The organism is Pseudomonas fluorescens (genome assembly GCF_019212185.1).
GTDB lineage: Bacteria > Pseudomonadota > Gammaproteobacteria > Pseudomonadales > Pseudomonadaceae > Aquipseudomonas.
On sequence record NZ_CP078138.1, the window covers coordinates 2,885,587 to 2,911,108 of the forward strand.

The following is a 25,522-nucleotide window of genomic DNA, read 5'->3' on the forward strand; positions in this document are numbered from 1 at the left end:
GGCAGCTTATCCGGCGTGGCGATAGTGGGAGGGGGCGGCGTGGCGGGCGGTGCGCAGCAGCAACAGCACGGCGCAGAGGATCGGCAGGTTCACCAGTAGCAGCGCGTAGCGCAGTGATTGCTGGCCGAATTGCGGCAGCAACAGGTCACTGAGCAGGCCGGTGAGCAGCGGTCCGACGCCGACCCCGAGCAGGGTGCTGACGATGGTCTGCAGGGCCATGGCGGTGCCGCGGCGGGGGGCCGGGACCAGCTGGGTGACCAGGTTGTACGACGGCGCGACCCACCACACGGCGAAGAACGAATACAGCGCGCACCAGAGCATGGCAGCGGGAATCGGCACGTTGCCCAGGCGCGTCAGCAGGGTGTCAGACCACAGCAGGTAGGGGACCAGCGCACACAGGGCCGTCAGGTGGCCGATCACTGGAATCGACACCTGCCAGTGCGGATGACGCCGGCACAGGCGGTCGCTGAGCCAGCCGCTGAACAGCCCGCCAATACCCGCCGAAATACCGCAGATGACCCCCGCCAGCAAGCCGGCGTGTTGCAGCGACAGGCCATGGGAGCGCACCAGAAAACTGGTGTTCCACATGCCCACCGCATAGGAGCTGAGGGTGGTCAGGCCGCCGGCGAGGATCAGGCAGCGGTAGGCCGGCAACGCCCACAACTTGCGGGCTTCGGCACCCATGCCGAGCAGCGCCGGGTGGGCCGGGGCGTGGGGTGTGAGATCCCAGCGCCCGCGTTGTGGTTCACGGACCAGCGCGGCGAGGATGGTGCAAAACACCAGGGCCGGCAGGCCGAGGGCGATAAATGCGCTGCGCCAGCCGTAGTGCTCGACCACCCAGGCGCCGATGCTCAGGCCGATGATCGAGGAAAAGGTCGGCGCTGCGGTAAAGCAACTGATGGCGAACGAACGCCGTTGCGGCGGGTACAGGTCGGCGATCAACGACAGCGAGGCCGAGGTGGTCGGCGACTCGCTGATCGCCACCAGCATCCGCGCCACCGCCAGCGCCACGAAACTGCCGGCCCAGCCACAGGCGATGGTCGCCAGCGCCCACAGCAGACAAGACAGGGCCAGCAGGCGCACGCGCGGCATGCGGTCCACCAGCCGACCCGCCGGCAGGCCCATCAGCGCATAGACCGCGGCAAACGCCAGGCCGGAGATCAGGCCGATGGCGGTATCGCCGACGCCGAACTCGGCCTTGATCGGCTCGACCATCACCGCGAGGATCTGCCGGCCGACGAAGTTGTCGGCAAACACCAGGGCCAGCAACAGCAGCAGGCCATGGCTGCGCCAGCCGACTTTGGCCGCCGGCAACGCGCCCTGGTGCACGGTCATCGCGGCGCCCACAGGTCAGGCAAGCCAGGGTCACTGACCACGATCAGGCGCTTGAGCAGGACTTTCAGGGCTTGCGCGTCGGCTGCACCGAGCTTGCTCGACAGGTCCTCTTCCACGGCCTTGGCCAATGCCAGTTGATGCACCGAGACTTCGCGGCCCTGGGCTGTGAGCACAAAGCGCAGCGCTTCGCTGCTGCCTTCGAAGGCGACCAGGCGCTGGCGCTCGAGGAAACGCATGCTCGCCAGGGTCACTTCACGGCCGGTGTAGGTGACGAAGGTGTTGATTTCGTCGAGGGTCATGTTGTCGCGGATGCACAGGATCGACAGCACAAAAAACGACTGCTCATCCAGTTGCTGGCTGTTAAGCAACTGGCGCAAGGCGTTCAACGCCTGGTAGTGCGCACGGCCCAGCAGATAGCCGAGCAGGTCTTCGGTGTAGCTGCACTCCGGTGGCGGCGGGGTGGTCGCCAGGCGCAGTTCGCTGCGTGGCTTGCGCGTGGCCAGGGCATATTGACCGCTCTGGAACGCCAGCGGCGCGCGGTCGCTGTGGTCGAAGGCGAGCACTTCGCCAACGAAAATCACGTGGTCGCCGCCCTCGTACTGGAACGCCGTGCGGCATTGGAAACGCGCGGTGCAATCCTGCAGCAACGGTGCCTCGCTGACGCCGTTGTCCAACTCGATTTCGGCGAATTTGTCTTCGCCCTGGGTGGCGAAACGGCCGGACAGGGTCTCCTGCTCGGTAGACAACACATGCACGTTCCAGTGCTTGCCGTTGCTGAACACCGGCAGGCTGCGCGCCTGCTTGGACAGGCTCCACAGTACCAGCGGCGGATTCAGCGACACCGAGTTGAAACTGTTGGCGGTGATGCCCACCGGCGAGCCGTCTTCGCTCTGGGTGGTGATGATCGTGACCCCGGTGGTGAAGGTGCCAAGCGCGGCACGGAAGGCCTGGGGATCGAAACTGATGTTTTGCATTGCCATGACTGGCCTCATGGGGTGGGGATTTTCGTATGGCCAGTATTGGGCGATTGTGGCGGCCAAACATCGTCTCAACGGACTAACGCTAATGCAGGGACATCGTCCGATTGGACGTGGTCGCACAGGGCGCGGCGCGGTTAGGGTAGCGCCAGGCGCATCGGGCGCTCACTGGCCATCGAGCCAACCTGCAAGGGGATAACAATGAGTTCAGCGACGTCTTCACCACAGGCCCTGGGCAGCCTGCTGGCGCAACAGCAAAGCGCCTTTGCCAGCGCCGGCCACGTCAGCGCCGACACCCGCCGCCAGCGCCTGCAACAGGTCATCGATTTGCTGGTGCAGCACCACGAGGCATTGACCACCGCTATCGACCAAGACTTTGGCGGACGTCCCGCCGGTTTTTCGTTGATGAACGACGTGCTGGGTGCGCTGGCCTCGCTCAAATACGCTCGCGATCATTTGCAGGCATGGATGCAGGATGAGCCGCGTGAAGTGTTCGCGCCCTATGATCAACTCGGCGCCCGCGCCTGGGTGATGTATCAGGGCAAAGGCTCGGTGGGCATCCTCGGCACCTGGAATGCGCCGCTCTATACCCTGTTCAGCCCGCTGGCCTCGGCGTTGGCCGCCGGCAATCGGGCGATCCTCAAGCCCTCGGAAGTGGTGCCGCGCACCGCCGAACTGCTGGCGAAGTTGTGCGCCGAACACCTCGACCCGCGGGTGGTGGCGGTGGTCAACGGCGGGCCTGAGTTGGGCGAAGCCTTCAGCAGCCAGCCGTTCGATCACCTGGTGTTCACCGGCAGCACGGCGGTCGGTCGACTGGTCATGGCCAACGCCGCGAAAAACCTGGTGCCGGTGACCCTGGAGCTGGGCGGCAAGTCGCCGGTGATCGTGTCGCGCAGTGCCGACCTGCAGAAAGCCGCCTTCAGCATCGCCGCCGGCAAGGCCAGCAATGGTGGGCAGATTTGCATCAACCCGGACCTGGTCTACGTGCCCAATGCTCAGCTTGAAGACTTCCTCGCGGCCTTGCGCGGTGCCTATCGCGACCTCAACCCGACAGTCGCAGGTAATCCGGATGTGGTGGCGGTGGTCAATCAGCGTCATTTGCAGCGGGTCGAAGGCCTGGTGGCGGACGCCGAGTCCCGTGGCGCGCGTATCGAATGCCTGCCCGAAGTCCTGCCGGTGGACAGCGAAGACCGCCGTCGACCGCTGCGGGTGGTGGTGGATCCGCCGGCGGACAGCCAGATCATGCACGAGGAAATCTTCGGCCCGGCCATGGTCGTGTTGAGTTACCACGACCTGGATCAGGTCATCGCCCAGATCAATAGCCGGCCACGGCCGCTGGCGCTGTACTACTTCGGCGAGGACCACGCCGAGCAACGCCAGGTGCTGGAGCAGACGCTGTCCGGTGGGGTGACCATCAACGACGTGATGATGCACGCCGCCCTGCACGATGCGCCGTTCGGCGGTATCGGCGCTTCCGGCATGGGTCATTACCACGGCCGCGAAGGCTTTCTGCAGTTCAGTCATATGCGCACCGTGTTCAAGGCCCCGGCCCACGATCCGCGTCGCGAATGGGGCCTGCTGCCGCCCTATGGCGAGCATTACCTGGCGGCCATGCTGGCTGGGGTCACCTGCGACTGATTGCAGCGCCGGCAAGTCGCTGGCGCAAATCCGCTGCGGCACCGATGATGTGACCCGCAGCGCCGACCGCGAACCACTTCCCGATCACTTACGACAAGGGCGCGACCGTACCCATGGAAAACCAAGACAACCCCGTACCACCATCCACCACCGGCTGGCCGCGCCGCAGTGTGCTTAAGGCCGGAGCCGTCGCTGTTGGCGTCGGCCTTCTGGGACGCTTCGCCGAGGTCCGTGCCCAAGGGCTGTCGGCCGGCGACTACCAGGCCATGGATGCCTGGGCCATGAGCCAAGCGATCCGCAGCGGTGAACTGAGCGCCGACGAGCTGCTGGCGGCGGCTCTGGCGCGTTACAACGAGGTCAATCCCAGGGTTAATGCGGTGAACATGCTGCACGAGGCCTACGCCCGCGACGTGCTCGCCCGCCGCCGCGCCGCGGGCACCCTGAACCAGGGCGCCCTGGCCGGCGTGCCGCTACTGATCAAGGACCTCAATACCGGCCTGCAGGGCACCGTCACCAGCAACGGCAGCCGGATGTTCAAGGACTCGCCACCGGCGGCCCGCACCAGCACCCTGATCGCCCGCTACGAGCAGGCTGGCGCGGTGCCGTTCGGCAAGACCACCTGCCCGGAGTTCGGCCTGACCACCACCACCGAATCCCTGGCCTGGGGCCAGACCCGCAACCCATGGAACCTGGCCATGAGTGCCGGCGGCTCGTCCGGTGGCGCGGCGGCGGCAGTGGCGGCGGGGATTGTGCCGGTGGCCCACGCCACCGACGGCGGCGGCTCGATACGGATTCCGGCGTCCTATTGCGCACTGGTCGGGCTCAAGCCTAGCCGCTACCGGACGCCGAGCGGACCGCTGCATTTCGAAGGCTGGTTCGGTGCCAGCGTGGCCAATGTGGTCTCACGTACGGTGCGCGACACCGCGCTGTTCCTTGATGCCGGGCACGGCCATGAAGCGGGCAGCGCCTATTGGCTGCCGCCGCTGGCACGGCCATATGTCGAAGAACTGCAGCGCGAACCGGGCAAATTGCGGGTCGCGGTGGTCCGCCAGTCGCTGACCGGTGCGCCGCTGGAACCGGCGATTGCCGCGACTCTGGAGCAGACCATCAAGCAACTGCAAGCCCTCGGCCATGAACTCGACGAGCTGACGCTGAATGTCGATCCACGGCAGTTGTTCGGCGCCCACGGCATGGTCATCGGCACTGCGCTGCGCAGCCTGATCGAGGAGCGTCAGCAAGTGCTTGGTCGCGAGGCCACGGCCCAGGATCTGGAACAGATCACCCGGGTCAACCTGCAACGCTCGAAAGGCGGCAGCGGCGTCGACCTGTACCGTGCACGGCAGTCGTTCGAAAGCATTGGCGCGACCATGGAACAGCACTTCGAGCGCTTTGACGTGATCCTGTCGCCGGTCACCGGCAGCCTCACCCCGAAACTCGGCCTGCTGTCCCTCGACCAACCCTGGGACACCTATGTCAACCACGCCATGGGCAGCGCCGGCTTCACCGTGCTGGCCAACGTCAGCGGCCAACCGGCAATCTCCCTGCCGCTGGGCCAGAGCGACAGCGGCATGCCGGTGGGCATGATGTTCACCGCACACCTGGGCGGCGAAGACGTCCTGCTGCGACTCGCCGCACAACTGGAACAGGCCCATCCGTGGGCGGCCAGAAGGGCCAGGGTGTAATCCCCATTTCCTGTGGTGAATGGGTTGGCCTCATCGCTGGCAAGCCAGCTCCTGCAGGGATCGCGGTGCACGCAGAAATTGTGTTCGACCGCAACCCCTGCAGGGGCGGGCTTGCCAGCGATGAACCCGAGAGCGATGCGGATGACTGCCCCTAGTCCAGATTGACGATGAACCCCTCCCTTCGCACCCCTGATCATGGGCTGCACTCCGCCAGCGCACCCGCTGCGTCGTCGGCGGTTTCTTCCTGACCTCAGCTAATGGCATAACAACAATGACGGCTCAAGTTCAGTCTCAGGCCCGGTACGACGTGATCGTCGTCGGTTCGGGCGCCGGTGCGATGACCTCGGCGGTATTTCTGGCCGACCAGGGTTTAAGCGTCCTGGTGGTGGAAAAAAGCAACCAGTACGGCGGCACCTCGGCGATTTCCGGTGGCGGTATCTGGATCCCCAACAACCACTACTTCGCCCGCATCAACGGCAACGACAGCTATGCTACCGCGCTGACCTACCTCAAGGCCGCGGCCGGCGAGCATGTCGAGGAAGTACGCCTGCGGGCCTACCTGGACAACGCGCCGAAGATGATCGAAGCGCTCACCCGCACCAGCCGGGTACGCTATGCGGTGGCGGCCAAGTACCCCGATTATTACCCGCACCTGCCAGGCGCCCTGGCCGGTGGTCGCACCCTTGACCCGGAATTGTTCGACACCAGCTTGCTCGGCGATGAACTGGCCAACCTGCGCAAGCCGTCGCCCTCGACACTGTTGATGGGCTGTATCGCCTGGACCGCGCGGGATGCGCACAAGGTCATGGCTCGCAGTTTCGGCTGGCGCCTGCTGATCATGAAGCTGATGCTGCGCTACAAGCTGGACTTCAAATGGCGGCGCAAGAGCAAAAGCAAAATTGATCGCCGCGCCTCCCTCGGCAGTTCGCTGGTGGCCTCGCTGCGCCGCTCGCTGATGGATCGTCAGGTGCCGCTGTGGCTCAACACCGATTTTTGTGGACTGATTAGCGACAACGGTCGGGTCACCGGGATCACCGTGCAACAGGGGGAGACCGTGCGCCAGCTGTATGCGCGCCGTGGGGTGATCCTCGCCTCGGGCGGTTTCGAGCAGAATCAGGCGCTGCGCGACCAGTACCTGCCCAAGCCCAATCGCCAGGCCTGGAGTGCCACTCCGCCGGGTAATAACACCGGCGCGGCACTCACCGCAGGCCTTGGACAGGGTGCGGCCACTGCGTTGCTGGACTGGGCCTGGTGGGCACCGACCATTGCCGTACCGGGTGAAGATAAACCCCGGGGGATCTTCGCCGAACGCGCGTTCCCCGGCGCTATCGTGGTCAACGGCCAGGGCCAGCGCTTTGTCAACGAAGCGGCGCCGTACCTGGAGTTCGTCGATGCGATGTACAAGGACGACAACAGGACCGGCGGCAAATCGGTTCCAGCCTGGGTGATCTTCGACGCGCATTTCCGTTTCAACTACGCCATGGGCCCGCTGATGCCGGGTCAGGTGGTGCCCGACAGCCGCCTGCGCAAAGAGTGGTTGAACAAGCTGTACTGGAAGGCCGAGACCCTGGAGGGCCTGGCCCGGCAGATCGGTGTCGATGCCGCCGGCCTGGAAGCCACCGCGCGCAAAATCAACGATTACGCCAGCTCCGGTGTCGACCTCGACTTCGGCCGTGGCGGCAACGTCTTCGACCGCTATTACGGCGACAGTAACGTCAAGCCCAACCCGTGCCTGGCGCCGCTGCGCAAAGGCCCGTTCTATGCGATGCGCCTGGATGCCGGCGATATCGGCACCAAAGGTGGTCTGCTGACCAACCAACACGCCCAGGTGGTGCGCGAAGACGGCAGCGCCATCGACGGCCTGTATGCGATCGGCAACTGCTCGGCATCGGTGATGGGCACCAGCTATCCGGGCGCCGGCGGCACTCTCGGGCCGGCCATGACCTTCGGCTACGTCGCCGCCAATCACCTGGCGCGCCAGGGTTAGGAGGTGGGCTATGTCGATGTCTGAAAATCTTCCCGCCACAGAGGTGCTGCCAGCCTTGCACGTGGACGACAGCAGCAGCGTCGCCTGGGACCAATTGTGCGATGTGCTGGTAGTGGGCTGGGGCGCGGCCGGTGCCTGCGCCGCCCTTGAGGCATGCGCCCGAGGTGCCGACGTGCTGATCGCCGACCGCTTCACCGGCGGCGGTGCCAGCGCCAAGAGCGGCGGGGTGGTGTATGCCGGTGGCGGCACCCGTCATCAACAGGCGGCCGGCTTCAACGACAGTCCCGAAGCCATGTTCGACTACCTCAAGCATGAAACCTGCAATGTGGTCAGCGACGAAACCCTGTGGCGCTTCTGTGCCGACAGCGTGAGCAACCTGCAATGGCTGGAAGGCCACGGCGCACCCTACGGACACCAGATGCCGCCGGGGGGAAAGACTTCCTATCCGTCCGATGGCTACTTCCTTTATTACTCGGGTAACGAGCTGGTACCGAGCCACAGCGGGCCGTTGCCGCCAGCGCCACGCGGGCATCGCACCGTGGGCAAGGGCCAGGGTGGCGCGGTGTTGTTTGCCCATCTCAAGGCAGCATGTCTGAAAGCCGGCGCCCGACCACTGTTGCAGGCCGCCGCACGGCGCTTGGTGGTTGATGCGCAGGGGCGGGTGCTGGGTGTCGAGTTCTGGTGCCTGGCCGAAGGCAGTCGAGAAGCGCAATTGCATGCCCGCCTCGCGGCGCGCGCTGAACGCCTGCAGAACTTTGCCCCGGGCTACTGCAACAAGCTGCGCAAGAAAATCTGCCAGCTGGAACGGGATTTCGCACGACCACGCCGGGTTCGGGCACGCAACGGGGTGATCCTCAGTACCGGCGGTTTCATCTTCAATCGGCAGATGCTCGAACAACACGCGCCGAAATTTCGTCGCAACTTCAAGGTCGGCGCCACCGGTTGCGATGGCAGCGGCCTGCGCCTGGGCGCCAGTGTTGGCGGGCAGGGCATCGGGCTTGAGCGGGTCTCGGCCTGGCGCTTTCTCAATCCGCCCTACAGTTGGCACAAGGGCATCGTCGTCAACCGTCAAGGCCAGCGCTTTTGCAACGAAGAAGTCTACGGCGCCACCCTCGGCCAGCCATTGATGGAAGAGCAGGGCGGCAAGGCCTGGCTGGTGCTCGATGCACCGTTGCGCAAGAAGGCGATTCGCGAGGCGTTGTTCGGGGGCTATTGGTGGTTCCAGAGTTTTCCGGCGCTGGCACTGATGCTGTTCAAGGTGCGCAAGGGCCAGAGCTTGAGCGAACTGGCCGGCGCCACCTTGATGGATCCGGCAGCGTTGCGCGATTCGGTGTTGGCCGCCAACGCCGCTGCCCGTGGCGAGGCGCCGGAGCCGTTCGGCAAGTCCGAGGGCGGGCGTCAGGTGCTGGAGCAGGGACCGTTTTACGCCTGCGATATTTCCGTGACCAACCCGGTGTTTCCGCTGGGCGCCTTGACCCTTGGCGGGCTGCGGGTGGATGAGGGCAGTGGCGCGGTACTGGATGACCAGGGCCAGGCAATTGCGGGACTGTATGCGGCCGGGCGCACAGCCTTGGGCATCCCTTCGCACCTGTACATCAGCGGCCTGTCCCTGGCTGACTGTGTGTTCTCCGGCCGGCGCGCCGGGGCCAGCGTGGCCCGTGCTGCGCAGCCATCCCCCTCGACCCACGCACATGAGATGACACCATGACCGACTCAACAAACAGCAACGGCCGGGTTCACGGCAAGGTGGCGCTGGTCACCGGTGGCGCCAGGGGCATCGGCGCCGCCAGCGTGCGGGCGTTGGTGGCCGAAGGCGCTCGGGTACTGATCAGCGACCTCGATGTCGAAGCTGGCCAGGCCCTGGCGACCGAACTCGGCGCGGCGGCCGCCTTTATCCGCCACGATGTCAGCAGCGAGGAGCAGTGGCGCGAGGTGATCGGCCATCTGCGCGAGCACTACGGACGCCTGGATATTCTGGTCAACAATGCAGGGATCCTGATCTGCGGTAGCCTCGAAGAAACCAGCCTCGCCGACTGGCACAAAATGCTGCGGGTGAACGCCGACAGCGTGTTCCTCGGCTGTCGTGAAGGCATTGCGTTGATGAAGGACCGCGGTGGCTCGATCATCAATCTGTCGTCCATTGCAGCCCTGGCCGGGCGTGACGATTACCTGGCCTATAGCGCCTCCAAGGGCGCCGTGGCGGCGTTGTCGCGCTCGGTGGCGGTGCTGTGCCGGCGGCGCAAATACCGCATCCGCTGCAACACCCTGCACCCGGATGGAGTGCTGACCGATATGACCCGCGGCGGATTTCCCCAGGGTGTCGACCCGGACCGTCTGACCATCGACAGCGACCCGATGAACCGAATGTGCCGGCCCGAGGATGTGGCGGCCAGTGTGTTGTTTTTGGCCAGTGACGAGGCGAGGGCGATCAATGGGGTGGAGTTGCGTATAGACAGCGGGCAGATGGTGATGAGTATCTAAGCGATGGGTTCGCTCCTTTGCTTCCCTGCTCCTGTGTAGGAGCGAGCTTGTTCGCGATGGCTATCTTTCGGCGTACACCGGAAAAAAGCCATCGCTAGCAGGCTAGCTCCCACAGAATATTCGCAGCTCACATGACGCATCGCCCGCGCCTAACTCCCCACAAACCGCGCCCCTCGTTTTTCAATAAACGCCTGCATCCCCTCCTTCTGATCCCGCGAAGCGAACAACAGCGCATTGGCCTTGCGCTCCAGCGCCAGGCCCGCCTCCAGCGGTGCATCCATGCCGGCGAGGATTACCTCCTTGATCTGCTCGGCAGCGAGCGCCGGCATTGCCGCGATGACCCGCGCCAACTCCAGGGCATGGGCTTGCACCTGATCATCATCCACCAGATCACTGACCAGGCCGGCCACCCAAGCCTCTTCAGCAGTGATCGGCTGCCCGGTCAGCGCCATGCGCATCGCCTTGACCTTGCCCACCGCGCGCACCAGGCGCTGGGTGCCGCCGATGCCGGGCATGATGCCGATGCGGATCTCTGGTTGGCAGAAGCGCGCGCTGCGGCCGGCGACGATCAGGTCGGCGTGCATCGCCAGTTCGCAGCCGCCGCCATAGGCATAGCCGCAAACCGCCGCGATCACCGGTTTCGGGCAATGCTGGATCGGCCCCCAGACTCGCTCAGTGTGGCGCTTGTAGATATCAATGGCACCGACCCCGGCCATGCTATTGATGTCGCCCCCGGCCGCGAACACCTGGTCGCCGCCGGTCAGGACGATGCAACGCACCTGCGGATCGAGCGCCAGTTCGCTGAAATGCTCTGACAGCAGCGCCTGCAACTCCAGGCTCAGGGCGTTGGTCGCCTGGGGCCGGTTGAGGCGCAGCAGGGCAACGCCGGGCAGGGGGTGTTCCAGCAGGACCGGTGTAGCGGACACGTCGGACATGGTCATCCTCTTAAGCCTGAAAAAGCCGTAAATGGTCGCCAGTGTCCTGTTCGCGAGGGCGAACTTTCATCGTCCGTTCAGACGTAGTTTGCCCTGCAGTTCCTCCCTAGAGTGAGCCTTGTCAGTAGAAAAGGAGCACATGATGGAGCTGCATTCGGGTCTTGATTTCAGCGCCAAGGTGATACTCATCACCGGTGGCACCAAAGGCATCGGCGCCGGCATCGCGCTGGGATTCCTGGCGGCGAACGCCCGGGTGATTGTCTGTGCCCGGCGCGAGCCGGAACAGCTGCCAAGCGTCGGCGACAGGCGCGCCACCTTCATCGCGGCCGATGTGCGCGACCCCGATTCGCTGCAGCGCCTGTTCAACTGCATCGAGCGCGACTTCGGTCGTCTCGACGTGGTGATCAACAACGCCGGTGGCAGTCCGGCCGCCGATGCGGCCACGGCCTCGCCGCGCTTTCACGAAAGCATTATCAACCTGAACCTGATCGCCCCGTTCAACGTCGCCCAGCACGCCAACCGCCTGATGCAGGCCCAGGCGCAGGGCGGTTGCATCGTGTTCATCGGCAGCATCAGTGCGCTGCGTTCCTCGCCGGGCACCGCCGCTTACGGCGCGGCCAAGGCCGGGGTGCTGGCGTTGGTGCAGTCGCTGGCGGTGGAGTGGGGGCCGAAGGTACGGGTGGTCACGGTCAGCCCCGGGCTGGTACTGACCGAACAGGCTCATCTGCACTACGGCACCGAAGCCGGGATTGCCGCCGTGGCGGCGGGGATTCCGGCTGCGCGCATGGCAGTCGCCGAAGACATCGCCAACGCCTGCCTGTACCTCGCATCGCCCCTGGCCAGTTATGCCAGCGGCTGCAACCTGCTGCTGCACGGGGGTGGCGAACGCCCGGCATTCCTCGGTGCCGCGCAAGTATTGCCGACCTGATCGACCTACTGCGGCGACCGAGTTCGGGCGCCGCCTTCATTCTGAAGGAGACGACTTTGGCTGATCCACAATTGCTATCCAATGTGCGCGCCCTGGTGGGCCGCCAGTACGGCCGCGTGTACGCCTGGGACGAAATCAATGCGCCGATGATTCGCCAGTGGTGCGAAGTCATGGGCATCGACAACCCGCTGTACACCGACCCGCAGTTTGCCCTCGGCACTCAGCATGAAGGCCTGATTGCCCCGCCTGCGATGCTCCAGGTGTGGACGATGGAAGGCCTGCACGCCAACAACTATCCGCCTGGCTCCACCGACGAGAACCCCTACGAGGTGCTCAAGGAGATGGAAGCCTACGACTACAGTTCCACGGTGGCGGTCAACTCCGAGCTGAGCTTCACCCGTCCGGTGCGCCTCGGTGAAAAGCTCTACTACACGACGCGCCTGGATGCGGTCAGCGACGAGAAAACCACCGCCCTCGGCACCGGTTTCTTCGTCACCCTGGTGATGAGCCACTTTGTCGAAAAGGCCAGCGGTGACGAGCCGGTGGGCGAGTTACTGTTTCGCGTGTTCAAGTTCCGCCCGGCGCATGCTCAGGCACCTGCCAAGGTCGACGCTGCACCGGTCAAGCCCAAGCGCCCGCTGCCGGGGATCAGCGATGACACGCGGTTCTTCTGGGAAGGCTGCGCCCAAGGCCAACTGCTGATCCAGCGTTGCAGTGCGTGCCAGACCCTGCGCCATCCGCCGGCCCCGGTGTGCATCGAATGCCACAGCTTCGACTGGGACACCGTGCAAGCCAGCGGAGAAGCGACTCTGTATTCCTTCGTGGTCATGCATTACCCGCAAGTGCCGCCGTTCGACTACCCGAATCCGATCGGCCTGATCGAGCTGGCCGAGGGCGTGCGCCTGATCGCCGGGCTGGTGGGCATCGAGCGCAGCGAATTGAAGGTCGGCCAGCGTCTGCAGGTCGAGTTCCAGACCTTCGATGACCAGCAGACCCTGCCGCTATTCCGGCCGGTAGAGGCATAGGAGCCCCCAATGGATTTCGAATTGAGCGAAGACCAGCGCGCCATTGCCGAGATGGCCGACGGACTGTTTGTCGACCACTGCCATGACGACTACATGCGCCAGTGGGATGTCAGTGGCGAGCCAATGATGGCGCCGCTCTGGGCGTTGTGCATCGAGACTGGCCTGCAGGCCCTGGCGATTCCCGAGGAGCATGGCGGCAGTGGCCTGGGTATGACCGAGCTGATGCTGGTGCTGCAGGCCCAGGGCAAGGCCCTGGCCCAGGTGCCGTTGTGGCGGCATCAACTGGCGGCGGCAACCCTGGCGCGTTTTGCTGCCAGCGAGCATGGCCACTGGATTGCCCGGGCGGCGTCCGGCGCAGCCTTGCTGAGCCTGTCCCTGGACGGCCTGAACAACGCGCTGGGCATCGAGTTGCAGGCGCAACCGATGGCAGAGGGTTGGAGCTTGAGCGGTCGGGTCGCGGCCCTGTCCCTCGGCGATCAGGCCGCAGCAGCGCTGCTGGTGGTGCAGGCCGAAGGGCAGCCACGGCTGGTCCTTCTCGACCTCTCGGCGCCGCAGATCAAACGGATCCCGGCGGTGCTGACTCACGGCGAAGCCGTCACCGACCTGCACATCGACGGGCTGACGGTGGACTCTGCGGCGTTGTTGCCCAGTGACGCGGTGGCCTGGCTCGAGCTGCGCAGCGTCGCCGCCCTGGCCGCCCTGCAACTGGGCAGCAGTGAAGAGCAGATCCGCCGCACCGTGGCCTATGTCAGCGAGCGCCGGCAGTTCGAGCGCAGCATCGGCAGCTTCCAGGCAGTGCAGATGAGCATGGCCGACACCCATATCGCCGTCGAAGCCTTGCGCACCGCCTTGTGGCAGCTGGCCTACCGAATCGATGCCGACCTGCCAGCGCCCAGCGAGGCCCTGGCCACTGCCTGGCTGGCCTGTGAAGCCGGGCACCGCATCGGCCATGCCGCACAGCATGTGCACGGCGGTATTGGCGTCGACCTGACGTACCCGATTCACCGTTTTCTCTACTGGAGCCGCGGCCTGAGCCTTGCCTTGGGCGGTTCGGCGGCAAACCTGGAACGCCTCGGCGACTGGCTCAACGATAACGACAAGCTGGGATGGAAATATGACCTCCAAGAACACCAAGCGCTTTGAAGACGTGCGGGCCGGCGAAGCCCTGCCGGAACTGGCGGTGCCGATTACCGTGACCCTGATCAACGGCGGTGCTATCGCCACCCGCGACTACTTCCCCGGCCACCACGATGCGCAAGCGGCGCGGGAACTGGGCTCGCCGCACATCTTCATGAACATCCTCACCACCAATGGCCTGGTGCAGCGTTTCGTCGAGCAGTGGGCCGGTCCGCTGGCGCAGTTCACCGCGCTGAAAATCAAGCTCGGTGCGCCGAATTACCCCGGCGACTGCATGACCTTCAGTGGCAGCGTCAGTGCTGTCGATGCGCAGACTCGCTCGGTGGAAATCACCTTGAGCGGCAAAAATTCCATGGGCAACCACGTGACCGGCACGGTCGCGCTGGTCCTGCCCTGATAGCCGGAGACACACAGATGACTGATTCATCGATTTCCGGGCGTGCCGCGATCGTTGGTCTGGGCGCGACCGAATTTTCCAAGAACTCCGGGCGCACTGAATTGCGCCTGGCCATGGAGGCCACCTTGAGCGCGCTCAAGGACGCCGGCATCGACCCGAGTGAGGTCGAGGGCTTCAGTTCCTATTCGGTGGACAAGGTCCCGGAATACGAAATCGCCCGGCTGCTGGGGTGCAAGGACGTCAAGTTTTTCTCCCAGGTGCCCCATGGCGGCGGCGCGGCTTGCGGGCCGGTGATGCACGCGGCGATGGCGGTGGCGACCGGCGTGGCCAAGGTGGTGGTGGTCTATCGGGCGATGAACGAACGTTCCTGGTATCGCTTCGGCACTGGCAGCTACGGTTTTGCCTCGACGCCGACCTTCGACAACGTCAACTACGGCTGGTACATGCCCCACGGCTTCCACACGCCGGCGGCCTGGGTCGGGATGTTCGCCCAGCGCTACATGCACACCTATGGCGCCACCAGCGAAGACTTCGGCCGGGTCGCGGTGGCGGCGCGGGATTTCGCCGCGACCAACCCCCAGGCGTTCTTCCACGGCAAGCCGATCACCCTTGAAGAACACCAGGCCTCGCGCTGGATCTGCGAGCCGTTGCACCTGCTCGATTGCTGCCAGGAGTCCGACGGTGCGGTGGCCATGGTCATCACCTCGGCCGAGCGCGCCCGTGACCTGCGACAAAAGCCGGTGACCATCAAGGCTGGCTCCCAGGGCATCAGCCATGGCCAGCAGAGCATGACCTCGTTCTACCGCGAAGACATCACCGGGCTGCCGGAAATGGGCGTGGTTGCCCGGGAGCTGTATCGCCAGTCGGGTCTGGGGCCGGAGGCGTTCCAGACCGCAGTGATCTACGACCACTTCACCCCGTTCGTACTGCCGCAGCTGGAAGAGTTCGGTTTCGTCAAACGTGGCGAGGCCAAGGAGTTCATCCGTGCCGGGCACCACGCTCGCGGCGGCAAGTTGCCGATCAACACCCACGGCGGGCAACTGGGCGAGGCCTATATCCACGGCATGAACGGCATCGCCGAAGCGGTGCGCCAGGTGCGTGGCACGGCGGTCAACCAGGTGGCGGATGTGCAGAACGTGCTGGTCACCGCCGGTACCGGCGTGCCCACCAGCGGCCTGATTCTCGGCGCAGCCTAAGGAGCAGCAGATGTTCGTCGACCTCACTCCCGAACAACACGCCCTGCGCCATAAGGTGCGGGACTATTTCCAGGCCCTGATGACCCCGGACATGCGCGACCAGCTGCGTGGCAAGGAAGGCGGCGAGCTGTTCCGCCAGACCATCCGGCAGATGGGTCGCGATGGCTGGCTGGCGGTGGGCTGGCCCAAGGCCCATGGCGGCCAGGGCTTCGCCGCCACCGAGCAGTTGATCTTCTTCGAAGAAGCGAACATCGCCGGCGCGCCGCTGCCGTTCGTCACCATCAGCACCGTCGGCCCGGCCTTGATGACCCATGGCAGCGCGTTGCAGAAAGAACGCTTCCTGCCAGGCATTGCCGCCGGTGAAATCATGTTCGCCATCGGCTACTCGGAACCGGGTGCCGGCAGTGACCTCGCGGTGCTGAAAACCAGCGCCCGCCAGGACGCCGACGGCTTTGTGGTCAACGGCAACAAGCTGTGGACCTCGGGTGCCGAATCCGCCGACTTCATCTGGCTGGCGGCCCGTACCGACCCCGAGCAGGCGCGGCACAAAGGCATTTCCCTGCTGATCGTCGACACCACCACGCCGGGCTTCTCCCACACGCTGATCCCGACCACCAGCATTCCGACCACGGCCACTTACTACGACAACGTGCGGGTGCCCAACGAGATGCTGGTGGGCGAGCTGCACGGCGGCTGGAAGCTGATCACCTCGCAACTGAACCACGAGCGCCTCGGCCTGGGCACCTGGTCGGACAAGGTGGTGGCGCTGTTTCGTCGGGTCTACCTGTGGGCGCGGGCCTGCGACGAACAAGGGCGGAGGGCGATGGACAAGGCCTGGGTGCGCAGTTCCCTGGCCGAGTGTTACGCGCGGCTGGAGGCGATGCGCCTGATCAATATGCGCATCGCCGCCGACCTTGAACACGAGCGCATGGACGTGGCCCTGAGTTCGACCACCAAGGTGTTCGGCTCGGAATCGGCCATCGAGATCCTGCGCAAGCTGGCGGCCATCGTCGGCGCCAATGGTTCGATGCGCAGCGGCTCGGCGGCGACCCTGCTGCAGGGCGAGCTGGAGTACGAGCTGCGCAGTTCGGTGACCCTGACCTTTGGCGGCGGCACCAATGAAATCCAGCGCGAGCTGATCGCCCAGTTCGGTCTCGGCATGCCACGGGCGCAGCGCTGACGCTGGTCCCAATCCAACAAAAAGAACCGTACTCGCCCTGCATCCGGGGCGAGTCGTAGGGGACATTGATGAGCACTATCGAGCAATTCCGGCACGACACCCGTGCCTGGCTGGAGGCCAACTGTCCGCAGTCGATGCGCACCGCGATGGCCGAAGGCGATGTGGTGTGGGGCAGCCAGAATCCGGAGTTTCCCAGCGCAGACGCGCAGCTGTGGTTCGAGCGCATGCGCGATAAGCGCTGGTTCTGCCCCGAGTGGCCCGAGGAGTACGGCGGCGCCGGCCTGAGCGAAGAACAACTGGCGGTGCTGGAAAGCGAGATGCGCCGGATCAAGTGCCGGCCACCGCAGATCAACCTCGGCATCTGGATGCTCGGCCCGGTGTTGCTGGCCTACGGCAGCGAACAACAGAAGCGCGACCTGCTGCCGCCGATTGCCCGTGGCGAAGTGCGTTGGTGCCAGGGTTTCTCCGAGCCGAACGCCGGCTCCGACCTGGCCAGCCTGAAAATGGCCGCCCGTGATGCCGGCGATCATTTCGTCGTGGACGGCAGCAAGATCTGGACCTCCTACGGCGACAAGTCCGACTGGATGTACGCCCTGGTGCGCACCGATTTCAGCGCGCCGAAACACGAAGGCATCAGCCTGATTGTGCTGGACATGCGCAGCCCCGGCGTCAAGCCGCAGCCGATTGATTTGATCAGCGGCAAATCGGCGTTCTGCCAGGTGTTCTTCGACGCCGTGAAAGTGCCCAAGAGTCAGTTGATCGGCCCGTTGAACGGCGGCTGGAACCTGGCCAAGTACCTGCTGCAACACGAGCGTAAGGCGATGTCGAAGTTCGGCGAGTTCAGCCTGCCGTCCCACGTCGACCTGCTGGGCCTGATGCGCGAGTACGTACCCGCACCACAGAGCCAAAGCGAGCACGCCTTGCACGCTCGGGCCACCGCCTGCGCGATGAACGAGCAGGCCTACAACCTCACCGTGCAGCGCATGGGCGAGGAGGGGCGGGCGGGTGAAGACGTCAGTGGCCTGATGTCGATCATGAAGCTGGTGCACACCGAGCAGGAGCGCGACAAGTTCGAAGTGCTGCTTGATGCCATGGGCGGCACGGCGTTCGGCTGGCACAGCGAGGCGTTCAGCGAACAGCAGTTGGCGGTGACCCGCTCCTGGTTGAACAGCTACGCGCTGACCATTTCCGGCGGCGCCTCGGAGATCCAGTTGAACGTTATCGCCAAGCGCGTGCTGGGCTTGCCCGACGCGAAGAAAGGAGCCAATCAATGAGCCTGCGTTATAGCGATGAACAGCGTTTGCTGGCCGACAGTGCCGGGGATTTTCTCGCTGCCCGTAGCCCGGTCACGGCCCAGCGTCGACTGCGTGATGAGGCCGCGCCTTTGGGCTTCGACCCGCAGCTGTGGCGCGACGCAGTGGAGCTGGGCTGGAGTGCGATTGCCTTTCCGGAAGCCTTCGGCGGCCTGGACTTCGGTTGCAAGGGCTTGGGGCCGATCTTCGAGGCCATGGGCCGCAACCTGTCACCCATGCCGTTGCTGTCCAGCGTGGTCCTCGGCGGCTCGCTGGTGCACCTGGCAGGCAACGCGCAACAACAGACTCATTGGCTGCAGGCGCTGATCAGCGGCGAACAACGCCTGGCCCTGGCCGTCGACGAACAGTCGCGCCACGAACCACGGCGAATCGCCCTGCAGGCCGTGGTCGAGGGCTCGGGGTATCGCTTGCAGGGGGACAAGGTGGCGGTGGTCGATGGCCTTGGCGCCGATGCCTATGTGGTGGCGGCGCGCACGTCCGGGCAACTGGGCGATACCCAGGGCATCAGCCTGTTCCTGCTGCCGGCGGATGCGCCGGGCCTGAACGTCAGCGCGGTGTCGTTGATCGATTCGCGCAATGTCGCACGCCTGCAACTGGATCAGGTGCAGCTCGGCAGCGACGCCTTGCTGGGCGAGCTGGGGCAGGGCTGGTCGGTGCTCGAAACGGCATTGGACCGTGGTCGTGTGTGTCTCGCGGCGGAGTTGCTGGGAATGGCCGAGCAGTTGTTCGCCACTACCCTGGAATACCTCAAGACCCGCGAGCAGTTCGAGACCCGCCTGGGCAGTTTCCAGGTCCTGCAGCATCGCGCCGCGCAGATGTACGTCGACCTGGCATTGAGCCGCAGCGCATTGATGGCCGCGCTGGGGAGCCTCGACGACAGCAGTGTCGATGCGCAACAGCGCGCGCGCCTGGTCAGCCTGGCGAAATGGAAAACCGGCGACACCGCGATCAAGGTCGCCAACGAAGCGGTGCAGATGCACGGCGGGATCGGCGTCACCGATGAACTGGATGTCGGCCTGTACCTCAAGCATGTGCGTGTTGCGCAGGCGTGCCTGGGGGATCGGGATTTTCATTGTGAGCGGTATGCGGCCAATACCTGAGCCCCGGCATTGAGCACCACCCAAATCCCTTGTGGGAGCTAGCCCGCTAGCGATGGCGGAGTCTCAGGCCATGCAGAGGGTGGATGTGCCGGCCTCATCGCTAGCAGGCGAGCTCCACAGGGGTCGCTGGGGCATTCGGCAGTTGAGTAGACCCAATCCCACAGACCCTTCAGCTGTTCTGGAGACAACAACAATGAACATAGAACCCTGGCAAACCGCCTGGCGGCAATTGATTGCCCCCGGTGCGCCATTCGAGGTGGTGACCCCCGATGACGGCGCGCCACGCTACTTCCGGCATGCCGCGCAGAACCTGCTGCAGGTGCTCGATGCCGGGCGGGTTCACGGTGACCGTGAATTCCTGGTCTGGCAGACCCAACGCCTGACCTTCAAGCAATACTTCGATCAGGCCGACCGCCTGGCCGGGCAGATGATTGCGCAGTTCGCCATTCAACCTGGCGAACGCGTGGCAATTGCCATGCGCAACCAGCCGGCGTGGCTGGTGGCGTTCGCCGCGATCCAGCGCTGTGGCGCGGTCGCTGTCCCGCTCAACAGCTGGGGCCTGCGCGACGAGTTGCAATACGCCCTGCAGGACAGCGGCTCGCGCCTGCTGCTGTGCGACCAGACGCGCCTCGACACACTGCGCAGCGACCTCGACCGCGAACAGCGCGCGACCATTGTGGTCGGCGCCACGCAAGGCCCGTTGCCGGAATATTGCCGGCGTTATGAAGCACTGATCAGTGCCCCGGCACAACCACTGCCCAGCCTGCTGATCGATCCTGATTCGGCCGCATTGATCCTCTACACCTCCGGCACCACCAGCCGTGCCAAGGGCGCCGTGTCCAGCCATCGGGCGATCTGCCAGGCGCTGTTTGCCCTGGAGTTCCAGGGCGCATTTTGCGCCATGAGTTCCCCGGAACGGATCGGCGTGGTGATCAACAGCGGTTTCGCCCCGACTACCCTGGCCGCGGTCCCGCTGTTTCACGTCAGCGGCCTGCATGCGCAGTTTCTCTCGGCCCTGCGCGGCGGCCGGCGTTTGCTGCTGATGTACAAGTGGGACGTGGAACAGGCGCTGGACCTGGTGCGTGACGAACGTTGCACCCAGTTCAACGGTGCGCCGGTGATGATGCAGCAGTTGCTGGCTTCACCGCGCTTCGGCACCGAGCACACCGCCAGCCTGTTCGGCCTCGGCCTGGGCGGCGGTGCCTCGTCCGCCGGGGTGCTGGACAACATGCTCAAGCTCAAGCCCGACGTGATCGGCGGCGCCGGTTATGGCCTGACCGAAAGCAACGGCATCGGCGCGGCAATCGGTGGCGATCCCTTCGTCTACAAACCGGCCACCGCCGGCTGGGCCTTGCCGATTGTCGATATCCGTATTGGCGATGACCCCCAGCGGCCGCAACCGGCTGGCACCCGAGGGCTGATCTGGCTGCGCTCGCCGACCCTGATGAGCGCCTACTGGAACTTGCCCGAGGCCAGCGCGCAAACCCTGCGTGATGGCTGGCTCGACACCGGCGATATCGGTTATCTCGACGACGAAGGCTTCCTCAGCATCACCGGGCGGGTCAAGGAGTTGATCAATCGCGGTGGCGAGAAGATCTCCGCGGCGGAAATCGAGACCTGCATCCTCGACATGAGCGGTGTGCTCGAAGCGGCGGCCTTCGCCATGGCCGATCCGTTGCTCGGTGAGGTGGTGGGGTTGGCGGTGCATGGCCAGTCAGGCTCGCTGCCCCATGAAGAACAGATCCGCGCTTTCATCGCCACGCGCCTGGCCGCCTACAAGGTGCCGGCCCAGGTCTATCGCTCCCTCGAACCCTTGCCACGCAACGCCACCGGCAAGGTGCTCAAGGCACAACTGCAGGAAAAATTGGGCGTATGACGCCTGCTTAGTCTTTCCGGACGATGTTGGGGCCGGCAGAAGGCGAACAATGGCTGCATCCCACACAGCCTTATCAGCGAAGGAGGCAATACATGAAAATAACAAGAACAGGTCTCATGCTCGCGGTCGCCGTCACAGCCAATACCGGGCTGCTGAGCGTCGCGCACGCCGAGGTATCCCCCCAGGAAGCCGCCAAGCTGGGCAAGGAACTGACCTGCGTCGGCGCCGAGCAGGCGGGCAACGCGGCAGGCACCATCCCGCCCTACACCGGCAAGTACCTGGGCGAGGTGCCGGGCTGGAACCATGTGAAGTACTCCGGCGACCAACCAGTGGATCCCTATGCGGCGGAGAAGCCGATCCTGGTGATCACCGCGCAGAACATGGGCCAGTACGAGGCGAACCTGACCGAGGGCCAGAAAGCGCTGCTGAAGAAATACCCGACCACTTACAAGATGAACATCTACCCCGGTCATCGGGATTTCCGTTATCCCGACTACGTCTGCCAGCGCGCGATGAAAAACGCGCTGAACGCCAAGCTGGTGAATGAGGGTGCGGGCTTTGAGGGCCTGGGCCAGGTGCCGTTCCCGATTCCGAAGAACGGCATGGAGCTGCTGTGGAACCACCAGTTGCCAGCGCGTGCCTACACCGAGGAAAAAACCACCGACCTGGCGTCGGTCCTGCCCAACGGCAGCATCGGTTGGGGTCGTGCTTATGCGCGTAACCTGTCGCAGGCCAACTCGCCAACGGTCGAGCCCGCGACTGAGGGTAAGATCCAGGCGATGAGCAACAACATGACCCTCAAACCGGCGCGCGACAACGGCACGCTGAGCATTGCCCACGAGCCCTATAACTTCGTCACCGAATCGCGCCAGGCCTGGTCCTACAGCCCCTCGACCCGGCGTGTGCGGCAGTTGCCGGGCTACGGCTACGACCAACCGATGATCGGCACCAACGGCACCATGACCGTCGACGAGGACCGCCTGTTCAATGGCTCGCCAGAGCGTTTCAGCTGGAAGCTGATCGGCAAGCGCGAGATCTACACCCCGGCCAACGCCTTCAAGCCCAACTCAGGCACCCTCAAGTACGCCGACATCCTTACGCCCAACCATCCCAATCCGGATGTGATGCGCTACGAACTTCGGCGTGTCTGGGTACTGGAGGCGACCTTGAAAGAGGGCTTTCGTCACGTCTATGGCAAGCGCGTGCTGTTCATTGATGAGGACACCTGGAACGCAGTCATGGCCGATAACTACGATGCCCGTGGGCAGCTGTGGAAACATGCCATGGTCAACTACTACTACCACCCTGACATGAGCGGCTGGCAGGCCGGCTCGCAGTTCTTCATGGACCTCAACTCCGGGCAGTACACCGGCTACGGCATGTCCAACGAAGCGAAAAAAGGCCCGATCCTCAACGAAGGCAAGTTCACTCCGGACCAGTACACCGCCGACGCGGCGCGGGCGATCGGTCGCTAATCGCAAACCGCAGTGATAAAGGCCTCGCCGGGTAACTGGCGAGGCCTTTTTTTGTCGTATGTCTCGTCCTGAATAAGGTTTACACCTTCTGACTTATCTTCAGGAGGAACCAATGGATACGGGAAAAAGGCGCAGCCAACGTGATTACACGCTGGGCTTTAAATTGGCAGTCGTTGATCAGGTCGAAAAAGGCGAGTTGAGTTATAAAGAGGCTCAACGGCGCTATGGGATTCAGGGGCGGTCGACTGTGCTGGTGTGGTTACGCAAGCATGGGCGGCAGGACTGGAGCCAAGGCGCCTCTATTCGTACCCAGAGGAGCCGACCGATGGACGAGCAAAGTTTGCCTCTGACGCCTGAGCAGCGAATCAAGGAGCTGGAGGAAAAGCTAGCCCTTGCCAATCAGAAAGCCCAATTCTTCGAAGCGGTGGTTGACGTGTTGAAGAACGATTACGGGGTTTCTATCGTAAAAAAGCGATCCGGCAAGTCCTCACCCAAGGGCAAGTCCAAGGCCTGAGTATTCAGAGGGCTTGCCAGTTTCTGGGTATATCCCGGCAGGCGTACTACAAACGAAACCGGGCTTATGACGCGCAAGCCAGTCATGCTCAGAAAGTGCTGGGTTTTGTCCTGGAAACACGTCTTCAGATGCCCCGGTTGGGCACTCGTAAGCTGCATGGCCTTATGCAGGCGGAGCCTGAGCTGACGCAAACGGTAGGTCGAGATCGGCTATTCGATATCTTGCGAGACAATCGGCAACTGGTTCCTCGCAAGCGCGCCTATCACAAGACCACTGACAGCCATCATCGCTTCCGCCGACATCCGAATCGGTTAAAACCTGGCCCTGATCAAGTGACTGCTACGGGCCCCGAGCAGGTCTGGGTGGCGGACATCACCTATTTGCCTACCCAACAAAGCGTTGCCTATGTGAGCTTGGTGACCGATGCCTACTCTCGCAAAATCGTCGGCCATCACGTGCATGAAACCCTGCACACCGAATCGGTCATACAGGCAATGAACAAGGCTCTAAGGAACAGAAGAACGGATCAGGCGCTGGTGCATCACTCAGATCGCGGCTCGCAAGGCGGATTCAACCGGTCGTCGCAACACTGGATTGTTGTACAGACTTTAGATACTCATTCAGTGCTTCGGCAGGTGTTTTCCAGCCGAGTGTTTTTCGAGGTCTAGTGTTAAGTACGTGAGCTACCGCCTGTATTTCTTGAGCACTCCAACGAGAGAGGTCAGTGCCTTTCGGGAAGTATTGCCGTAGAAGGCCGTTCGTATTTTCGTTTGTGCCGCGCTGCCATGGACTATGTGGATCAGCAAAGAAAACCTTTACTCCGGACTCGATGGTAAATCGAGCGTGATCCGACAGCTCCTTTCCACGATCCCAGGTCAAAGATCGCCACAGCTCGATGGGAAGATCAGTCACCGTCTTCTTCAATGCATTGGCCATACTAACAGCCCCATAGCCAGCCAGCGCCGGGCCGTTCTTCGTGCGGGGAATTAGCCCATAACCTTTCTCGCGGGGCAGATGGACGAGCATGGTAAATCGAGTTGAGCGCTCGACCAGAGTTCCAATCGCAGAACGGTTCAGACCGATGATCAGGTCGCCCTCCCAATGCCCGGGTACAGCCCGATCTTCTACCTCAGCAGGGCGACTGGAGATCATGACGTCCTCGCTGACGTGTGCCCACACTTTGGCCTGCGCTCTGGCTCTCGGCACGCGCAATGCTCGTCCTGAGCGCAGGCAGCTCACCAGTTCGCGCTTGAGAGCTCCTCGACCCTGAATGTAGAGCGCCTGATATATGGCTTCATGAGAGATGCGCATGGATTCATCATCCGGAAAATCGATCTGGAGCCGGTTGGCAATCTGTTCAGGCGACCAGCCATTGACCCATTTACGGTCACTGCGATGCGGTTTATTTCGACCTTTGAAGGGCGCTTGCCGAGGCCCAGAGATGTCACGACCATCGGCGTCTTGAACCTTGCCCTCAAGGCGGTCGCGTACGTACTGGTGCAGTCGCGGGTTAGTGACCAGCTTTGCTGGTTTCGGCCTCTTGGCCACCAGTTCTGCCTTCCATTGCGCTACTGACGCTCGATATTCAAGCCGACCGCAACGGGTAGCAGCATTTCGTGTCAGCTCCCGTGAAATTGTCGATGGGCTTCGTCCAAGGCGACGGGCGATCTCACGAACGCCAACACTTTGCGCTCGAAGCAGCCCAATCTCTTCTCGCTCTGCAAACGATAAGTAACGTCCTGATATGTGATTCGACATGAATAATGGCATCCCGCCTCGATGACGGAACCAGCGTGTACCTACCGCTGTTGATACGCCAACGGCATGTGCTGCCTTTTCGCTTGTGATACCTGTTGCAATCTGCACCCAAAATAGCCGCTCGATCTCATTACGAAGTGAGGGTGCACCTGGAGAACGCATCGCTCCCCGGCCCGTCAATTTTTGCATCCATCCTGCGGGTCGTCCCATAAACACCTCGATCAAGGTGTTGCGACGACCGGTTGAATCCGCCCAATACTGCTCTGATCTTTACCAGAAGTTGCATGCCAAACATGGCGTCAGGTGCTCCATGACCGACGGGTACGACTGTTATCAGAACGCTTTGGCGGAGCGTGTAAACGGGATCTTGAAGACAGAGTTTCTGCTTCACCGACCTAGAGATCTTGCCGAGGCGATTCGAATGGTCGACGAGTCGATAAGCATCTACAACAGCAAACGTCCGCACCTATCGTTGAAATGCAAAACGCCCGATGCGGTGCATCGGGCGTTTTGAGGGTGAAACAGGTGTAAACCTATTTCAGGACTAGACAGTATGCACAACTCCTTTAGGAGCCAGCTTGCTGGCGA

General features: G+C 63.6%; 19 protein-coding genes and 2 pseudogenes. 17 read left to right on the forward strand and 4 right to left on the reverse strand.

The window, feature by feature from the left end:
- Positions 1–6: 6 nt before the first annotated feature.
- Together KW062_RS13060 and KW062_RS13065 are read right to left on the reverse strand one after the other, a co-directional pair.
- Positions 7–1,335 (reverse strand): spinster family MFS transporter, encoded by a 1,329-nt coding sequence (locus KW062_RS13060; RefSeq protein WP_105755322.1) that lies wholly within the window; start codon positions 1,333–1,335, stop codon positions 7–9.
- The gene (locus tag KW062_RS13065) at positions 1,332–2,315 is read right to left on the reverse strand and encodes a flavin reductase family protein (RefSeq protein WP_105755292.1); all 984 of its coding nucleotides are present in this window, start codon (positions 2,313–2,315) and stop codon (positions 1,332–1,334) included. The genes KW062_RS13060 and KW062_RS13065 overlap by 4 nt, the downstream gene beginning before the upstream one ends.
- A gap of 171 nt (positions 2,316–2,486) precedes the next feature.
- Between KW062_RS13065 and KW062_RS13070 the strand changes: the two genes are divergently transcribed.
- The 5 genes from KW062_RS13070 to KW062_RS13090 all read left to right on the forward strand — a co-directional run bounded on the left by KW062_RS13070 (position 2,487) and on the right by KW062_RS13090 (position 10,100).
- Positions 2,487–3,950: a coniferyl aldehyde dehydrogenase gene (locus KW062_RS13070; RefSeq protein WP_256351124.1), complete on the forward strand. Its 1,464-nt coding sequence runs from the start codon at positions 2,487–2,489 to the stop codon at positions 3,948–3,950.
- 113 nt (positions 3,951–4,063) lie between these two features.
- Positions 4,064–5,632: an amidase gene (locus KW062_RS13075; RefSeq protein ID WP_105755290.1), complete on the forward strand. Its 1,569-nt coding sequence runs from the start codon at positions 4,064–4,066 to the stop codon at positions 5,630–5,632.
- A 271-nt stretch (positions 5,633–5,903) separates the two neighbouring features.
- Positions 5,904–7,619 (forward strand): FAD-dependent oxidoreductase, encoded by a 1,716-nt coding sequence (locus tag KW062_RS13080; RefSeq protein WP_105755289.1) that lies wholly within the window; start codon positions 5,904–5,906, stop codon positions 7,617–7,619.
- A 10-nt stretch (positions 7,620–7,629) separates the two neighbouring features.
- Positions 7,630–9,327 carry an FAD-binding protein gene (locus tag KW062_RS13085; RefSeq protein ID WP_105755288.1) on the forward strand — a complete coding sequence of 566 codons (1,698 nt, stop codon included), beginning with the start codon at positions 7,630–7,632 and terminating at the stop codon, positions 9,325–9,327.
- Entirely contained in the window at positions 9,324–10,100 is a 777-nt protein-coding gene (locus KW062_RS13090) for an SDR family oxidoreductase (protein ID WP_105755287.1), read from the forward strand. Before KW062_RS13085 ends, KW062_RS13090 begins: the two co-directional genes overlap by 4 nt.
- Before the next feature lie 149 nt (positions 10,101–10,249).
- Here KW062_RS13090 and KW062_RS13095 read toward each other — a convergent pair whose 3' ends face one another.
- A complete protein-coding gene (locus KW062_RS13095; protein ID WP_105755321.1) occupies positions 10,250–11,035 on the reverse strand; it encodes an enoyl-CoA hydratase in 786 nt (261 codons plus the stop codon).
- A 142-nt stretch (positions 11,036–11,177) separates the two neighbouring features.
- Between KW062_RS13095 and KW062_RS13100 the strand changes: the two genes are divergently transcribed.
- The 11 genes and pseudogenes from KW062_RS13100 to KW062_RS13150 form a co-directional block, all read left to right on the forward strand.
- Positions 11,178–11,963, forward strand: coding sequence for an SDR family oxidoreductase (locus KW062_RS13100; protein WP_105755286.1), 786 nt, complete (start codon positions 11,178–11,180; stop codon positions 11,961–11,963).
- Between the two features lie 56 nt (positions 11,964–12,019).
- A complete protein-coding gene (locus tag KW062_RS13105; protein WP_105755285.1) occupies positions 12,020–12,988 on the forward strand; it encodes a bifunctional MaoC family dehydratase N-terminal/OB-fold nucleic acid binding domain-containing protein in 969 nt (322 codons plus the stop codon).
- A 9-nt stretch (positions 12,989–12,997) separates the two neighbouring features.
- The gene (locus KW062_RS13110; RefSeq protein ID WP_105755284.1) at positions 12,998–14,131 is read left to right on the forward strand and encodes an acyl-CoA dehydrogenase family protein; all 1,134 of its coding nucleotides are present in this window, start codon (positions 12,998–13,000) and stop codon (positions 14,129–14,131) included.
- Positions 14,103–14,522, forward strand: coding sequence for a MaoC family dehydratase (locus KW062_RS13115; protein ID WP_105755283.1), 420 nt, complete (start codon positions 14,103–14,105; stop codon positions 14,520–14,522). Before KW062_RS13110 ends, KW062_RS13115 begins: the two co-directional genes overlap by 29 nt.
- 17 nt (positions 14,523–14,539) lie before the next feature.
- Complete coding sequence (locus tag KW062_RS13120) at positions 14,540–15,718, forward strand: lipid-transfer protein (protein WP_105755282.1); 1,179 nt, start codon at positions 14,540–14,542, stop codon at positions 15,716–15,718.
- 10 nt (positions 15,719–15,728) lie between these two features.
- A complete protein-coding gene (locus tag KW062_RS13125) occupies positions 15,729–16,898 on the forward strand; it encodes an acyl-CoA dehydrogenase family protein (protein ID WP_105755281.1) in 1,170 nt (389 codons plus the stop codon).
- Between the two features lie 68 nt (positions 16,899–16,966).
- Positions 16,967–18,172, forward strand: a complete 1,206-nt coding sequence (locus KW062_RS13130; protein ID WP_105755280.1) for an acyl-CoA dehydrogenase family protein — start codon at positions 16,967–16,969, stop codon at positions 18,170–18,172.
- Positions 18,169–19,311, forward strand: a complete 1,143-nt coding sequence (locus KW062_RS13135; RefSeq protein ID WP_105755279.1) for an acyl-CoA dehydrogenase family protein — start codon at positions 18,169–18,171, stop codon at positions 19,309–19,311. Before KW062_RS13130 ends, KW062_RS13135 begins: the two co-directional genes overlap by 4 nt.
- Positions 19,312–19,504: 193 nt before the next feature.
- Positions 19,505–21,187: a class I adenylate-forming enzyme family protein gene (locus KW062_RS13140; protein ID WP_105755278.1), complete on the forward strand. Its 1,683-nt coding sequence runs from the start codon at positions 19,505–19,507 to the stop codon at positions 21,185–21,187.
- A 92-nt stretch (positions 21,188–21,279) separates the two neighbouring features.
- Complete coding sequence (locus KW062_RS13145; RefSeq protein ID WP_105755277.1) at positions 21,280–22,662, forward strand: DUF1329 domain-containing protein; 1,383 nt, start codon at positions 21,280–21,282, stop codon at positions 22,660–22,662.
- A 112-nt stretch (positions 22,663–22,774) separates the two neighbouring features.
- Positions 22,775–23,739 (forward strand): annotated as a pseudogene (locus tag KW062_RS13150) (IS3 family transposase); the annotation flags it as partial.
- A 7-nt stretch (positions 23,740–23,746) separates the two neighbouring features.
- On the opposite strand, the gene KW062_RS13155 reads toward KW062_RS13150, so the two are convergent.
- Positions 23,747–25,123: an IS30 family transposase gene (locus KW062_RS13155; RefSeq protein WP_081786355.1), complete on the reverse strand. Its 1,377-nt coding sequence runs from the start codon at positions 25,121–25,123 to the stop codon at positions 23,747–23,749.
- 64 nt (positions 25,124–25,187) lie between these two features.
- On the opposite strand from KW062_RS13155, the pseudogene KW062_RS13160 reads away from it, so the two are divergent.
- A pseudogene (locus KW062_RS13160) lies at positions 25,188–25,448 on the forward strand (integrase core domain-containing protein); the annotation flags it as partial.
- Positions 25,449–25,522: the final 74 nt, after the last annotated feature.